General features: G+C 42.6%; 14 protein-coding genes, 1 tRNA gene and 2 pseudogenes. 10 read left to right on the top strand and 7 right to left on the bottom strand.

What is annotated here, in order from left to right; translation table 11 throughout:
* The first annotated feature begins 7 nt into the window (after positions 1 to 7).
* The 4 genes from F894_RS06550 (at position 8) to F894_RS06535 (ending at position 3538) form a co-directional block, all read left to right on the top strand.
* Entirely contained in the window at positions 8 to 913 is a 906-nt protein-coding gene (locus tag F894_RS06550) for a DUF58 domain-containing protein (protein WP_005246786.1), read from the top strand.
* A gap of 13 nt (positions 914 to 926) precedes the next feature.
* On the top strand, positions 927 to 2921 hold the full coding sequence (locus F894_RS06545; RefSeq protein ID WP_005246785.1) for a transglutaminase TgpA family protein: 1995 nt from the start codon (positions 927 to 929) through the stop codon (positions 2919 to 2921).
* 47 nt (positions 2922 to 2968) lie between these two features.
* Positions 2969 to 3045: transfer RNA gene (locus F894_RS06540), tRNA-Val, on the top strand.
* A 76-nt stretch (positions 3046 to 3121) separates the two neighbouring features.
* A complete protein-coding gene (locus F894_RS06535) occupies positions 3122 to 3538 on the top strand; it encodes a hypothetical protein (RefSeq protein WP_228128559.1) in 417 nt (138 codons plus the stop codon).
* A gap of 629 nt (positions 3539 to 4167) precedes the next feature.
* Here F894_RS06535 and F894_RS06530 read toward each other — a convergent pair.
* The 3 genes and pseudogenes from F894_RS06530 to F894_RS15260 form a co-directional block, all read right to left on the bottom strand.
* Entirely contained in the window at positions 4168 to 5112 is a 945-nt protein-coding gene (locus tag F894_RS06530; RefSeq protein WP_004730046.1) for a sensor domain-containing diguanylate cyclase, read from the bottom strand.
* 859 nt (positions 5113 to 5971) lie between these two features.
* Positions 5972 to 6262: a hypothetical protein gene (locus tag F894_RS06525; protein WP_005246784.1), complete on the bottom strand. Its 291-nt coding sequence runs from the start codon at positions 6260 to 6262 to the stop codon at positions 5972 to 5974.
* 81 nt (positions 6263 to 6343) lie between these two features.
* A pseudogene (locus F894_RS15260) lies at positions 6344 to 6585 on the bottom strand (S24 family peptidase); the annotation flags it as partial.
* A 167-nt stretch (positions 6586 to 6752) separates the two neighbouring features.
* Here F894_RS15260 and arsC point away from each other — a divergent pair.
* The 6 genes from arsC (at position 6753) to F894_RS06495 (ending at position 11154) form a co-directional block, all read left to right on the top strand.
* The gene (gene arsC / locus F894_RS06520; protein WP_004280168.1) at positions 6753 to 7187 is read left to right on the top strand and encodes an arsenate reductase (glutaredoxin); all 435 of its coding nucleotides are present in this window, start codon (positions 6753 to 6755) and stop codon (positions 7185 to 7187) included.
* A gap of 208 nt (positions 7188 to 7395) precedes the next feature.
* A complete protein-coding gene (locus F894_RS06515) occupies positions 7396 to 7716 on the top strand; it encodes a metalloregulator ArsR/SmtB family transcription factor (protein ID WP_004646559.1) in 321 nt (106 codons plus the stop codon).
* A gap of 6 nt (positions 7717 to 7722) precedes the next feature.
* Positions 7723 to 8196: an arsenate reductase ArsC gene (locus tag F894_RS06510; RefSeq protein WP_004280165.1), complete on the top strand. Its 474-nt coding sequence runs from the start codon at positions 7723 to 7725 to the stop codon at positions 8194 to 8196.
* Between the two features lie 5 nt (positions 8197 to 8201).
* A complete protein-coding gene (gene arsB / locus F894_RS06505; protein WP_004280164.1) occupies positions 8202 to 9242 on the top strand; it encodes an ACR3 family arsenite efflux transporter in 1041 nt (346 codons plus the stop codon).
* 4 nt (positions 9243 to 9246) lie between these two features.
* The gene (arsH, locus tag F894_RS06500; RefSeq protein WP_004280163.1) at positions 9247 to 9951 is read left to right on the top strand and encodes an arsenical resistance protein ArsH; all 705 of its coding nucleotides are present in this window, start codon (positions 9247 to 9249) and stop codon (positions 9949 to 9951) included.
* A 141-nt stretch (positions 9952 to 10092) separates the two neighbouring features.
* Complete coding sequence (locus F894_RS06495; protein WP_005246783.1) at positions 10093 to 11154, top strand: ArsO family NAD(P)H-dependent flavin-containing monooxygenase; 1062 nt, start codon at positions 10093 to 10095, stop codon at positions 11152 to 11154.
* Between the two features lie 103 nt (positions 11155 to 11257).
* Here the strand turns inward: F894_RS06495 and F894_RS06490 are convergent, their stop codons facing one another.
* From F894_RS06490 to F894_RS06480, 4 genes and pseudogenes are all read right to left on the bottom strand, one after another.
* On the bottom strand, positions 11258 to 12241 hold the full coding sequence (locus tag F894_RS06490) for an ion transporter (protein ID WP_005246782.1): 984 nt from the start codon (positions 12239 to 12241) through the stop codon (positions 11258 to 11260).
* 123 nt (positions 12242 to 12364) lie between these two features.
* Positions 12365 to 12560: pseudogene (locus tag F894_RS15060) on the bottom strand (transposase); the annotation flags it as partial.
* A 323-nt stretch (positions 12561 to 12883) separates the two neighbouring features.
* Positions 12884 to 14272 carry an ATP-binding protein gene (locus F894_RS06485; RefSeq protein WP_005246780.1) on the bottom strand — a complete coding sequence of 463 codons (1389 nt, stop codon included), beginning with the start codon at positions 14270 to 14272 and terminating at the stop codon, positions 12884 to 12886.
* Positions 14265 to 14939 (bottom strand): response regulator, encoded by a 675-nt coding sequence (locus tag F894_RS06480; RefSeq protein ID WP_005246778.1) that lies wholly within the window; start codon positions 14937 to 14939, stop codon positions 14265 to 14267. The genes F894_RS06485 and F894_RS06480 overlap by 8 nt, the downstream gene beginning before the upstream one ends.
* Positions 14940 to 14996 lie beyond the last annotated feature (57 nt).

The following is a 14996-nucleotide window of genomic DNA, read 5'->3' as shown; positions in this document are numbered from 1 at the left end:
TCCTCTCTTGGATAAAACCTGGCAAAGATGGCTGGCTAAACGCTTTCAATTTTCTCCGCAGAAACAGCTCTCGCAGAAAGATGTCTTGGTATTTATTTATCAGCAGGGCTATCTGTATCTGGTGTTGATCTTCATCACCTTTGTGGCCGGGGTGAACTATGCCAATAACCTGATTTTAGGTTTCTGCTTTTTAATCAGTGCGGTGCTGTGTATCAGTTTTTATCTGACTTTTAAGCAATTGCATGACCTGAAAATTGAATTGATCGCAGATGATGTGGGGCAGGTCGGTCATAGCGTGAATCTGCATCTTTATTTTCAACAGCAGCAGCTTCGCCCCCGCTATTTGTATATCAAAGCAGGGAATCAGCTAGCGAAAGTTTATCTGAATGCACAAAAACAGCAATTTATTCTGCCATTTTATGCAGAGCAACGTGGCAAGTTTGATTATCCGGTGATTCAGATTTATTCGGTTTATCCCTTTGGGTTAGTTCGAGCCTGGACCTATCTTTATCATCAGCATTCGGCCTGGGTCGCGCCTAAAGCTGAAGTTTTTAGCACAGAAAATAAATATCACTTTAACCGTTTTGAACCGGATATGGATGAGTTTCGTGAATTGCGCAATTACCAGTCAGGCGATTCCTTGCAGGCGGTGTCCTGGAAGCAGTTTGCGCGTGGACAAGGCTTGTATGTCAAAGTCTTTGAGCAATATCAGGATGAACACAGTATCGAGATTCATTATGCACATATGCCGAGTCAGTCACATGAAGAAAAACTTGAATTTGTGATGGGTCTGGTCGAGCAATGCGAGCAGCAGCAATGTGCGTATAGTCTGCATTTGCCACAGGCCGAATTGCCTCAGGGTGCAGGTGAAGAACAACTGCGGAAAGCCAAACAATTGTTGGCGCAGGCCTAAGGCGGGTAAATTCATGATCAATGCAAAAATCCGTACCTCGATTGTGCTGACTTTGGGCCTGATTCTCATCGCCCAGATGGCATTTATTCCGGTTCTACTCAGTATTATTTTTGCGATTAGTATTGTATGTATCTGGATTTTCCTGAAACGTCAGCAGCCATTTCCCAAAACGGGCACTTTTCTACTGACGGCTTTGGCACTCGGCAGTATTTATTTGAGCCATCATAGTTTTATTGGTGTTGAGGCTGGGGTAGCAGTTTTATCTACTTTTTTATTTGCTAAATCACTGGAAAGTAAAAATAAACGTGACCTGATTATTCTGTTTAATTTTGCCCTGTTTGTTGCTGCCAGCTCATTCCTATATAGCCAATCTTTTGGGATGGCGATTGTGATCGTGCTGTGTTTAATCAGCTGTCTGATTGGTTTGTACCGGATTCAGACTAGCGATTTTGAGCAGGAGCAGATCACTCAGCGCGCAGCATTGCAACAGGATGCCAAACATGTGGGCAAGTTTATCTTGTACGCTGTTCCATTTTTTATCTTGCTGTTTATTTTCTTTCCGCGCTTGCCACCACTTTGGCATATTCCCATTCCTGAAAATAAGGGTGTGACCGGCATTGGCGCTAGTATGTCACCTGGGGATATTGCTGAATTATCCCAATCCAGTGCCCTTGCTTTCCGGATTATTGGTGATATCAGCAAGCTTCCGCCACGCTCAGAACTCTATTGGCGAGCGTTGGTGCTAGATGAATATGATGGGCAACGCTGGACCAGCAGTTTCGTCAATCAGCAGCCTTTAATGCGACAACCGATGGATACCTCACCCGTACCTACAGGCTGGAACTACCAATATCTGGCTGCGGATCCTTCGGTGTTCTGGATCATGGGGTTGGAAAAATCGATACCTGTGGAACGCCGTTATTATAACCGTCAGGATTGGAGCATTGTGCCGAGACGGCTCACGCAACGTGTTGAACCGATTTCGTTACAGTGGGTCGGGACAGCATATGATCCTCAGGCTTTGCCAACGCAATATATCAAGCGAACGAATACCCAGGTACAGCGCCGACTGGATCCGCGAGCACAGCAATTGGCACAACGTCTATATGCGCAAAGTGCGGAAGATCCTCGCCGTTATGTGCAGAAAGTCTTGAACTGGTATCAGCAGAATAACTTTGTTTATACCCTGAAGCCGGGCCAGTTGGGGCAAAACCGGATTGATGAATTCCTGTTTAATTCCCGGCAAGGCTTTTGTGAACACTATGCCTCGAGCTTCGTGATGTTGATGCGTTATGTCGGGATTCCTGCACGGGTCGTCACCGGCTATCAGGGTGGGGAGCTGGCTCCGGATCGGATGAGCTGGGAAGTCCGGCAGCTCGATGCGCATGCCTGGACAGAAGTCTGGATTGACCAGAAATGGCAACGCTTTGATCCAACCGCAATGATCGCTCCACAGCGTATAGATGATGGCATGCAAAATCTGCTTTCTCAGGATGCATGGGTATCGGCAAATCAGTCGACCTGGAACTCGCAGCATAATCTATGGATCACCAAACTACGCGTTTGGAGTGATTATGCCAGCTACCAATGGCAAAGTATGGTGGTGGGTTATAATGCAGAATCACAACAGAACTGGTTGTCAAAATTAGGCCTCGGCTCAGTTTATTCGAGTGTCATAATTTTGCTGGGCAGTATTGCGATACTGATTTTGGCCTATATCTTCAGAATTTATCTAAAAGCCCGGCAGGCGCAACCTCCATTTGATCGAGCGATTCAACAGCTGAATCAATCTTTAGCTGACGATCTCAAAAAACAACCAGCTGAAACTTTTCACCACTGGATGTTACGTTTATCCCAGCAGGCCCAGGTTGAAAACCAGACTGCTTTTATTCAAGCTATACAGGTTTTTGAAAAAAATCTTTATTCGGGAACCCCAATAACTGAACAAGAATTGAAAAAATTCAAAGATTTGCTTAAAACTTGCGCGGACGTTTTAAAAACTAAATGAAAAGGCTTGTTTTCGGTCGGAAAAATTTATAATATGCCAAGCATTCTAGGTGTATAGCTCAGTTGGTTAGAGCGCTACGTTGACATCGTAGAGGTCTCCAGTTCGAGTCTGGATATACCTACCAAGATTCTAAACGTTATGTTACAAGGGTTTTAAGCGAAAACAGTAGCTTAAAGCCCTTTTTTAATGCCTTGAGTAAAGTGAGCCGTTATCCGCACTATCTGCAAAACCCGTATTTTATGCAGTTATTGCCGTTAAATTTACGTCAAGTTTACGTCAAGAATTTTGGAAATTACGTCATGAAATTACCCAAGCCCAGAAAGCGCGGTTCGGCCTACTACATTGAACTAATGATCAATGGAAAACGTTCTTCAGCAACTCGTGATACCGCAAAAGAATGTGAGCAAGGGGTAGCTCAAAAGATGCTTGAAGCGAAGGTCAATCAGATGGCGGAAGACTTGAGCATAAAACAGTACTATCCCTTCAAAACACTTTTTCATAAATACTATGATGAGCATGGCCGTAAACTTCGCGGATCCAAATACGTCAAAGAACAATTAGCGCCGTTTGATGAAAAGTTTGGTGCACTGGCAGATATGTCTATTCATGACATTTAGCTTAAATATTTCAGCTCAAAGTGCCGCAAATTAATAAATTGATTGAAGTGCTGCACTTGCGTTGTACTCGGCTGGAATAGGCTGATCAGCCACAGGCAGATTTGCAGTGTAGGTTCAGTCAATTTTTTATCACGCACAGCGCTTGCTTCATGCTAGATGACATCTTCTAGGGTTTGCGCATCGTAAGATGTTGCTGATGCTGATATGCCTTAAAGAAGAAAGGTAAGAGCAGATAGATCTGTATAAATGTTTGGGCCTGCAGCATTTCGGCTTGTATGACTTTTTTACGTTGGTCACTACGGCGCTCGCTGGCGAACTTAAGGTTTTTTGGCATGGACTTTTATTATTTTTATAATCAGTCTTCATGATAAAAGTAAATTGTTGGTCCTAACCGTTTGATCAAAAACCTGGGAATAAACTGCAGGATTTTTGTTGGAAAAGTCGCAATTTTGATAGGGCTAAGTGCAGAATTAAAACGGATTAAAGATCTTAATGATATGAAAAATAATAGTTTTTATTTCAAAAAATCTCTAGGGTTTTCGGTTATATTGAATTATTTCAATAGTACATCTTCAGATTGTAGATAAGGCCTTACCAGATACAAAGACTGCATCGGGTAAGTAGTTTAATTAATGGCTACTCGATTTGACCATAACTTTATTCTGATACATCTTTGCATCTGCTTCTTTGATAGCTTCAGCTAACCCAAAGGTTGGATTACGCATTGCAAAGCCAATTGCAGCACTAATTCCAACTTTTGTAAAAGTATTTTGAATTCTTGATGCAAGCTTCTTCGCATGCTCTAAGTTAGTTTCAATGGTCATCACAGCAAACTCATCACCCCCTAAGCGAGCGATAATATCATTACTACGTACCGTGTTTTTGAGAGCTAAAGCCATTCTTTGAATGAGCTCATCACCTGCAGCATGACCCAGAGTATCATTTGTGATCTTAAGATCGTTAAGGTCTATCATAAGAATAGCAGTAGGGTGACCATAACGCTTACAGCGCTCTTCCTCTTTGATAATAAGCTCATCCCAAGCACGACGGTTGAAAAGTCCAGTCATTGGGTCGGACATTGCTTCCATTTCAAAACGCTCAGCTTTACGTATGTACTCAGCAGCTTTCATATCAGCTTGAATCGTATAACTGAGTACCTTTGCTATCAACTCGAATAATGGAGCATCTTCAACAAGAATTTTAGGTTGAGGTTCGGGATCAATTGCACATAGAGTGCCAAAAAGAGAGCCATCTTCTTTATACAGAGGTTGGCCGATATAGGCTTTAATTGAGACTAGGTGATTTATAGGTGCATCTGCGTAAACTTGAATATCAGGTGAATAGGGAGCAATACGAGGCATATTACTTTGTACCATGTGTGAGCAGAATGAGTCTGCCCAATGAAATACTTGTCCGGGCTTAACGTTATAGCCATTATCTTCACTCAATAATACAATCCAGTCGTCACCCTCAGTACGAGTAATCATCCACAATTTGAAGCCAAAGCGTTGAGATAAGAATTTTAAAATGGCTTGGCCAGCTTCTTCAAAGTTATTAAAGTTAATATTATTCATGAAGTGAACCTACTGCAACAGTAAGAATATATATGCGAAATACCCAATATATGAGTAATTCTTATAAACGGGAGCCTAAAATAGGTATTATATAGAAATGTGTGAAATTTATACTAAAAATAATACTTAAAGAAATTTATTTTTATAATGAAATTTAAAATTAGCCTGCGGTTAGAAATACCAAGATGTAATTTTCTTATTACTTATGAAAAAATGCAATCACTGCCATTATAGCTGCGATATTCATAAGTATTAGAAATATATAAAAAGTCATAATGAATCGAAGCTACCAAAAAATTTTCAAAATTATAGTTCTAAAGAAGCATTTTAAATGTATCTTAATTATTAACAACGAAAGGAAATTGTAAAGTCGAAAGGAAAAGTGTCTAACCCTTTATATTATAATAATATTTATATTAATTTAGCGATTTATCCAAATCATTCAACAGTTTATCTTCATTGTACGCATTGGGGGGGACAATCTTATAAGAGCTGGTATATAGTTTCCTTTAAATTTTTTGGGATAAGCTTCACATATAAGAAAAAATATAAAGTTTATTGTTATTTAACTTTGAATTATATAGAGAATCTTATAAAAGAGAACTCGTACATATCGGATTGTTTAATATGAACTTAGAAAAATAAGAGATTAAAATCATGTCATCGTTTCTAATAATTATAGGATTTATATGATGTTTTACAGGGATAATTTTTAGACCACATATTTCCCATAAAAAGGTCAAGAATTATATGGCTGCAAAAGCTGCTGGCTTCTTATGTATGTTACCAAGAGTATTTCTATTTTGTCTTAGATCTTATTTAACATAAATCCCCACGCTAGGGGGACTCGATTCTAGTCTTAAAAAACTTCGTAATTACATACTTCTATTCTTGAAATAAAATCGAGAGGCATTGTCAGTCTCTCAGCTGTAATAGTTTTAAAATGAACCCAGATAGCAGCATCTCTATTCTCAAAACTAATACTTACAAGTTTAACTAAGTCGTAAGGTTCAGCATTATGGGTCAAGATAATATTATAGAGGTGATCTGAGCGTACGTACGAAATAAGCATTTGATGGATAGTTAATTGCTCTTTACTGCTTAACTCACTGTAATTACTTAGTTCTGGTAAATCATTTTGAATATTCACTTCAATCCTTAACAATCTTAAATTTTCTGTAGAAAACGGCGATTTTATCAATTTAGACAACGCTGAATATATTGGCTTTTGTTAATTCTTTCTAAATCTTGTTCTCGCTCGATAAACATAGCGTATACAGTTAACTACCTGACCTACAAATATACATTGGTTGTTTAACTCAATAATATTTGGCTTGAACTCTGGACTTAGAGCCTGAAGATATCTTTTTCCATTTGTCTCAATAACTAATTTTTGAAAGTAGCATCATCACCGTAACGAACCATAATAATGTCATCAGATTGCATGTCTCCGTAATAAGCATCCGGATCAACTGGACTGCTCCCAGTATCCTAGACATAAGACAGCCTCATTTTGAAACTGTTTCCAATGGTTTTAGAGTCCTCATCTCAGATTTTATTCATAAAGCACATATATTTTATATTGCGAATATGCGTATATTCATATATAAAACTATGATTCATTGATAAGAGGGAAGCTCATGAATCAAATGCCAAAAGTCCAAATTTATCATAACCCGGCCTGTGGCACCTCACGCAATACGCTGGCGTTAATTCGCAATGCGGGAATTGAGCCGGAAGTGATCGAATATCTGCTTACGCCACCCTCGAAAGATCAGCTGGTCAACATGATTCGGGATGCCGGTTTGACGGTTCGTGAAGTGCTCCGTAAAAATGTCGATCCCTACACCGAGCTGAATCTGGATGATGCCGGCTGGAGCGATGAGAAACTGCTGGATACCATGCTGCAACATCCGATCCTGATCAATCGCCCGTTGGTGGTTACCGAGTTTGGAACCCGATTATGCCGTCCATCGGAAGTGGTACTGGATATTCTGCGCTTGCCACAATTAAAAGCCTTTGCCAAAGAAGACGGTGAAATCATCGTGGATGAACAGGGCAATCGGGTAAAATAAAGTGTCCCCCCATGCGAAAAAGCTTCAACTTGATTGGAGCTTTTTTATCTGAAAAACACATTGACGATGATCTATATCGGAAAAAGCGGGAAATTGTTGAAGCGAGCGCTTTCTGGTAGGCATATTCTGATCTGGATATCATTTTTGACAGGTCATCTTTACCATATATATGGATATGTGTATATTTGCATAAAAAATGGGAGCAATTATGGACCACGTTCAGTTTTTTAAATGTTTATCTGATGAAACACGTCTCAGTATTGTCCTGCTAATTGCACAAAACAAAGAGCAATGCGTCTGTGATCTGACCGATAAACTGCAGTTAAGCCAGCCGAAAATTTCACGTCATCTGGCCTTGTTACGTTCTTGTGGTTTACTCAACGATCGCCGGCAAAGCCAGTGGGTGTACTACAGCATTAATCAGCAATTGCCGGCCTGGTGTTTTGAAATTCTGGACGTGCTAAAAGCTAGTGAGGTTCCGGTTTTATTTGATTCTTCCGCTCTATCGATTCAGAGCCATTGCGAGTAAGTTTTCATGAAATTTTTGTTTTTATGTACGGGGAACAGTTGCCGCAGCATTCTCTCTGAAGTGTTGTTCAATAGCCGTGCGCCAGAAGGCTGGGTCGCTTACAGTGCCGGCAGCAAACCTTCCGGTCAGGTGCATCCCTTGACGCTTGAAACCCTGCACAATCTGGGCTTGTCGACTGAAGGCTTATCCAGCAAAAGCATTGATGCTTGTGAACAGTATCAGCCAGACGTGGTGATTACCGTCTGTGATGCGGCTGCACAGGAAGCGTGTCCTCTTTATCTTGGCGGAGCGATCAAGGCGCACTGGGGCCTGTCTGATCCGTCCCATTTAGAGGTGGATAAAGAAGAAAAAATGAAAGCCTTTATGAGCACTGTTGAACATATCAATCGTCGCCTGGATGCTTTGTTTAAACTTAACGTAAATGAGCTTTCTCGCTCGCAATTGATTGCAGCGATTAATCAAATTTCGAATGTTGAGTAAGTCACATGTCTGAAAAACGCATGTCCTTTTTAGATCGCAACCTGACGCTCTGGATTTTTATTGCCATGGCGTTAGGCATCGCCATAGGAAACTTTTTTCCTCAAGCATCGGTTGCTCTGGATCAATTCAGTATTAATTCAGTCAATATTCCAATCGCGATTGGTCTGATTCTGATGATGTATCCACCCCTGGCAAAAGTGGATTATGCGACCTTGCCGCAAGTGTTTAAGGATAAGAAAACCCTGACGCTATCTTTAATTCAAAACTGGTTGATTGCTCCGGTACTGATGTTTGCGTTGGCTGTGATTTTTTTGCATAGCTATCCAGAGTATATGACAGGCGTGATCCTGATTGGTTTAGCTCGATGTATCGCCATGGTACTGGTGTGGAATGGTCTGGCCTGTGGTGATAACCAATATGTTGCAGCATTGGTGGCGTTTAACAGTATTTTCCAGATTTTATTCTTCAGTACCTATGCCTGGTTATTCCTGACCTTCCTTCCGCCATATTTTGGTATTGAAGCTCAAGTGATCAATCTTAGCTTCTGGACCATTACCCATGCTGTTCTGGTTTATCTTGGAATTCCGTTCTTATTGGGTTTCTTAACGCGCTTAATTTTGGTGAAACAAAAAGGCGTAGAATGGTATCAAAACAAGTTCATTCCAAAAATCAGCCCGCTGAGTTTGATGGCTTTGCTGTTTACGATTTTGGCGATGTTTAGCTTAAAAGGGGGTGATGTCGTAAGTCTTCCACTGGAAGTTTTACGCATCGCGATTCCTTTAATCATTTACTTTGTGGCCATGTTCTTTATTAGCTTCTTTATGAGTAAATGGATGGGCAATGATTATCCAAAAACTGCTGCAATCTCATTTACTGCGGCTGGAAATAATTTTGAATTATCACTTGCAGTCGCTATTGCAACTTTTGGTATCGCTTCGCCAGTTGCTTTTACCACGATTATTGGGCCATTGGTTGAAGTACCTGTGTTAATTGCTTTAGTGAGTGTTTCACTGTGGCTAAGAAAGAAATATTTTAAAGAGGCTTGATCCGATGAACCTGCCTAACGTAGATCCAAATCTTATTGAACAACCCACCTTTGAAAAAGTCCAAGCCAAAGAACTAGCTCATCCTCCTCGGATTTTACTGCTCTATGGGTCTAATCGGGAACGTTCTTACAGTCGCCTTGCAGTTCTTGAAGCTGGTCGAATCCTTGAATATTTTGGGGCAGAAGTAAAAATCTTCCATCCGAAAGGGCTACCTTTACCGGAAGATGCTGATACTGAACATCCAAAAGTAAAAGAACTGCATGAGCTTCTGGCATGGGCTGAAGGTATGGTGTGGTGTTCACCGGAACGCCATGGTTCTATGAGTTCCATCTTTAAATCCCAGATTGACTGGATTCCTCTGGCAGGGGGTGCAATTCGTGCCACTCAGGGAAAAACCCTTGCCTTGATGCAAGTCAGTGGGGGATCACAGTCCTTTAATAGTCTGAACCAGATGCGTGTTTTGGGGCGTTGGATGCGGATGATCACGATTCCAAATCAGTCTTCAATTCCAAAAGCATTCCTGGAATTTGAAGAAGATGGACGAATGAAGCCATCAGCATTCTATGACCGGATTGTCGATGTGATGGAAGAACTGTATAAGTTTACTTTACTAACCCGTGGGCAAAGTGCTTATTTGACCAACCGTTATTCGGAACGCAAGGAATCGGCTGAAGAGCTTTCCAAACGGGTAAATCAGCGTAGTTTATAAATTCTAGGTGATCAGAGAGACTGAAAAGTATCTTGAGCAATGGAAGGCTAATTTAAACGCTTGAAAATTTTATGAAATACGCCCAGTCTGATAAGCAGGCTGGGTTTTTATTTGATGACAATAAAGAAGGGGGGAAATATTTTGGCTCAATTACAAGCTGAAGTTGATGTGATCATCATCGGTGGTGGACAGGCCGGTTTGTCCACGGCTTATTTCTTAAAGCGTAAGAACATTCCGTTTATCATCCTAGATGATCAGCCTCAGCCTGGAGGTGCCTGGCAGCATGCCTGGGAGTCCTTGCGCCTTTTCTCCCCGAATAGCTGGAGTTCGCTGTCAGGCTGGATGATGCCGGCGACCGAACAGACCTATCCGACCCGCAATGAGGTGATCGATTATTTGACCGCCTATGAGCAGCGCTATCACTTGCCTGTAGTTCGTCCGGTGCGTGTGGAACGCGTGGAAAGTAAGGGCCAGTATTTAGAGGTTTATGCCGGGGGACAATCCTGGAAAGCCAAAGCGGTGGTAAGCGCTACAGGGACATGGAGCCAACCATTTATTCCCGAGTATGCCGGCCGTGAGCATTTTCAGGGCGTACAACTGCATTCCGCAAATTATAAAAATGCTGAGTTATTTAAAACCAAGAAAGTCATGGTGGTGGGTGGCGGTAACTCTGGTGCACAAATCTTGGCAGAAGTATCTCAGGTGGCCGAAACGCTTTGGATCACCCAGACACCGCCGCAGTTTCTGGCAGATGATGTCGATGGCCGTGTCCTGTTCTTAAGGGCGACTGAGCGCCTGAAAGCCCAGCAGGAAGGTAGAAAGATTGAGCAGCCCATTGGGGGGTTGGGTGATATTGTCATGATTGATTCAGTTAAAGATGCACGTGAGCGAGGCATTTTGCAGAGCAGGCGTCCATTTTCAGCTTTTACAGAACATGGCGTGATTTGGGAAGATGGCAGCACAGCGCATGTGGATGTGGTGATCTGGTGTACAGGATTTAAGGCGGCGCTGAATCACCTCAGCAGCCTCGGAATTATCCAGCCGGACCAGACCATTGCGGTTCAGAATGGCCGCTCTGTTCAGGTACCAAATTTATGGCTGGTGGGCTATGGAGAATGGACCGGTGCTGCTTCGGCCACGCTGGTCGGGGTTTCCCGGACAGCTCGGGCAGTAGCGGAAGACATCGCTGCATTTTTGGCCTGAGAGGATTTGATCCTGATTCAGTCGAGTGGATTGAGTGAATAGCATCTACCTGCAACAAGTATCATATCCTATGGTCTGATGCTCGCGATGATCTGGCTACCTTTTAATCAGGTAACTTATGCCCACAATGCGGACAGAAGAAATATTTGTTTTTTTCCTGCTCGAGTTGTTCTTTCTTGCGCTCATGAATAAGTTCTAACAGGATATCCTGCATTTGCTCTGTGCTCAGCCCGACTTCTTTACGTAAAGTTTCAATTTTTTCTTGATCTTCAATCAAGTCAATTTCTGCGTCATCAAGCAGTTCACGAAATCTTAATTCCAGCTTGTGCTTGCGTTGTCTCAGCTCATTGGCCAGGCCATTGGCCAGAATACCCGCAGGAAGTGCTGCCAGACCCACCCCTAAAATGGTAATTAAAGCCCCCAGAAAGCGGCCTAAGGGGGTGATTGGTGTCACATCGCCATAGCCGACTGTGGTCAGCGTCACCACCGCCCACCACATGGATGCAGGGATGGAGCTAAAGACTTCCGGTTGTGCCTTGTTTTCAACCACATATACCCCAGCCGCCGCGATGATGATCATGATCAGCAGGATAAAAATAACCGCCTGAAATGAGCCCTTTTCGCGCTTGATCACCCGCAATAAAATTTGCAGGGAGACAAAATAACGGGTCAATTTGAGTAATCTGAATAATCGAAGGATTCGCAGGTAGCGTAAATCAAGATGTACAAAGAAGTTAATATAGGCTGGGAGAATCGCCAACAGGTCAATGATGGCACCGCCACTACGGATCCATAACCATCGGTTTTTCCATGCACCTTCAAAGGGGTCTTTTTCCGCAATGGCCCAAAATCTTAATAAATATTCCAGGGTAAAAATAAAGATCGAGAATAATTCAAAGGCATCAAACAGCAGCTGATAGGATTGATAGAGGTCATTGATCGATTCAAGTAAAACGGCAGCAGTATTCCCAATAATCAATACGATCAGAAATATATTGATGACGCGACTTAAGATGCTTTCGTGTTCTTCATTATGCAAATTGTCATAAATAAATCTACGAAGCTTATACCAGGCCTTGAATTCCATAACAGTGCATTACGGTGCGATAAGATGCTTTGAGTTTAGCGCAAGCCTGGGCATCGAAAGGAAATTTTTAAAAAATTAATCAGAACTGTGGGGCGGTGATTATCCGGGATTTTTAGGACTGAAGCGAGTGTGCACGATTCTAAAATCCCCAAAGCGTTCTGCTAAATCTCGCCATGGAATACCTGAACGATACCGATACAATACTGCTTCAACAAATAGCCTGCTGTCTTTGGAAGTCTCCAACAGTACTTGCTCGTCCGGGCAACAGATCCTTAATCTGTTCCCACTGATTATCTGTTAATGCATAGCGTTTAGTCATGAAAAAATAATGAGGACAGATTAGATTTTCTTAAGCTAATTGATGACAGGTCCCAGTTGCATCAAGTGATCTTTACCTCTGGCGTTTTTGTTTTCATAGAGGGGTCTTATTATTTTTATACCTGTCCCTATGCTAAAAATTAAAAGTGCGTTGTGATCACCTGATCAAAAACTTGGGAATATGTGGAGGGTTTTTGTTGGAAATATTGCGTTTTTAAAAGATAAGAAAGAATGATTTAAAATAGTAAGTGTTAGATAGTTTCTTGAAAATTCGATATTTTTAACAATGAAAATCTCTTTGGTTTTTAGCCATATTGTATTTTTCTATGTCCAAGCTTGCATGTCACGCTTAGACACGCCGTACTTTATTTCAATGCTGAGCCCCCCATAGGGTCGACGGGCATTGAAAGAGAGCTGATAGCCATATTGTTTTAACAGGTTGGCGGTCAATGCCAGTCCTAAACCATGGCCATGCTGCTGAGCAGATTTGCGCCAGAAGCGTTGTCCTAAATGTTGAATATCTTCGGCTGTCAGTTGTTGTCCATCATCTTCAATCACCAGGCAACCAGACTGCATGGAAATCCAGATCTGTTCAGCCTGTGCATGCAGCAGTGCATTCTCAAGCAGATTTTTCAGTACGGTATACAGCACAAATTCAGGCAGCTGAATTTCACCCAGGCTGTCCCAGTACACCTGTATTTTTTCATTCATTTCTGGATAGCGTGTACATAAGTCTGCGAGGACCTTCTCAAGCGTGGGGCGAAGCCAGATGGTCTCAGTCATTTCCTGGAGACTGTTTTCTGATTGGGTCAGCAATAAAAGCTGTTCGAGTAACAGCGTATAACGCCGGATACTCTCATTGGCCTGCTGCAAATTGTACTGAATGGATTCAGGCAGGTTCTGCTGCTGACCGATCAGCTGGGCCAGTTGTACATGGGTTTTAATTGCGGTTAGGGGACTGCGTAACTCATGTGCAGCATAGGCACTAAAGGCTTTTTCCTGTTGCAGACTGTCATTGAGTTTCTGAATCAACTGCGTGGAATTGTTGACAAAAGGCTGCACTTCCTGAGGAATACTTGCAGGCTTGAGCTGCATTAAAAAATCTGCCGCCTCTGAATAGCTAAGGTTTTTCTGGTTCAGATATTGACTGAGTTGATCCAAAGACCGGAACTGTCTGCGGATAATAAAGATGATCAGAGCAATACAGATCAGCAGTGAGAAGACCAAGGGAACCAGTACGGACTGCAAAATCTGCTGTAGTAAGGTATCCCTCAAGAACATACGTTCTGCCGCCACCACCTGAATATCACCACGACGCAGGACATAACTGCGCCATTCCGTATCACCCTGCTGCCAGGTGCTGAATCCTTCTGGTTGTCGGCTTAAATTTTTGGGGGCACCGCGTGTTTTGGCAATCACCTGATTGCCTACCGAGATGTCAGAGCTAAAAAGCGAGACTTCACAGGCAATTAACTGGTTTGCATCATCATTCTTGGCTAATTTGGATAAGGTTGCATCCCCCAGACTATCCACCGGTAACTGCTGAATCAGTCGGGCAACCATTTGTGCCGATGCCGATAAGCGTTGATCCAGCGTGTTTTGTAAGCGTTGTTTCAGGTCAATATACAGCCATGAAAATACCGCACTCCACAGCACAATAAACACGGCCAAAAGACTCATGGCCAAACGCCATTTCAAGCTGTGATTAAACATGACGATGCTCAAACGGTTTGAAAATATATCCCACACCGCGAACGGTTTGAATCAAGTCTGGATGCAGTTTTTGTCTCAGGTGATAAATGTGGACATTCAGGGCATTGCTCTCAATAGAGTCCTGAAAACCATAGAGCTTATCAATGAGCTGTTCATTTTTCAGGATCTGGTTGGGGTGGCTCATCAGGGTTTCCAGCAGGCTGAATTCACGGCGAGATAAATTCACGGTCTGGTCTTGATAGGTCACAGTCTGGGTATCCCGGTTCAGAACCAGTTCATCAAATTGCAGTGTATTCGAGGCAAAGCCACGGTGGCGACGGGTGAGAGCATGAATCCGGGCAATCAGTTCCTCCAATTCAAAAGGTTTGGTCAAGTAGTCGTCGGCACCGGCATTCAGGGCCTGAACACACTGATCGGTCCGTAGCCGTGCCGTCAATACCAGTACCGGGAGATCAATCTGGTCGCGTCGCCAGCTGTGCAGCAAGTCCAGGCCATCCTGATCCGGCAGGCCTAAATCCAGTAAACACAAATCGACTGCACTATGCCGGATAAAATAATCCGCAGCACGTGCGTGACTGACATGCTCCACTGAAATATTTAAATAGTTCAGAGCAGCACAAATGCTCTGTGCGATATAGGGATCATCCTCAACCAATACAATAAACATAGAACATCCTGATCAAACTGCCATTATTTTATAAATGATTTAGGCTGTTAATGTTGT

Source organism: Acinetobacter sp. CIP 51.11, assembly GCF_000369665.1.
Lineage (GTDB): Bacteria > Pseudomonadota > Gammaproteobacteria > Pseudomonadales > Moraxellaceae > Acinetobacter > Acinetobacter lwoffii_S.
Note: the sequence above shows the minus strand (reverse complement) of the source record. Positions and strands in the feature narration are given on the sequence as shown.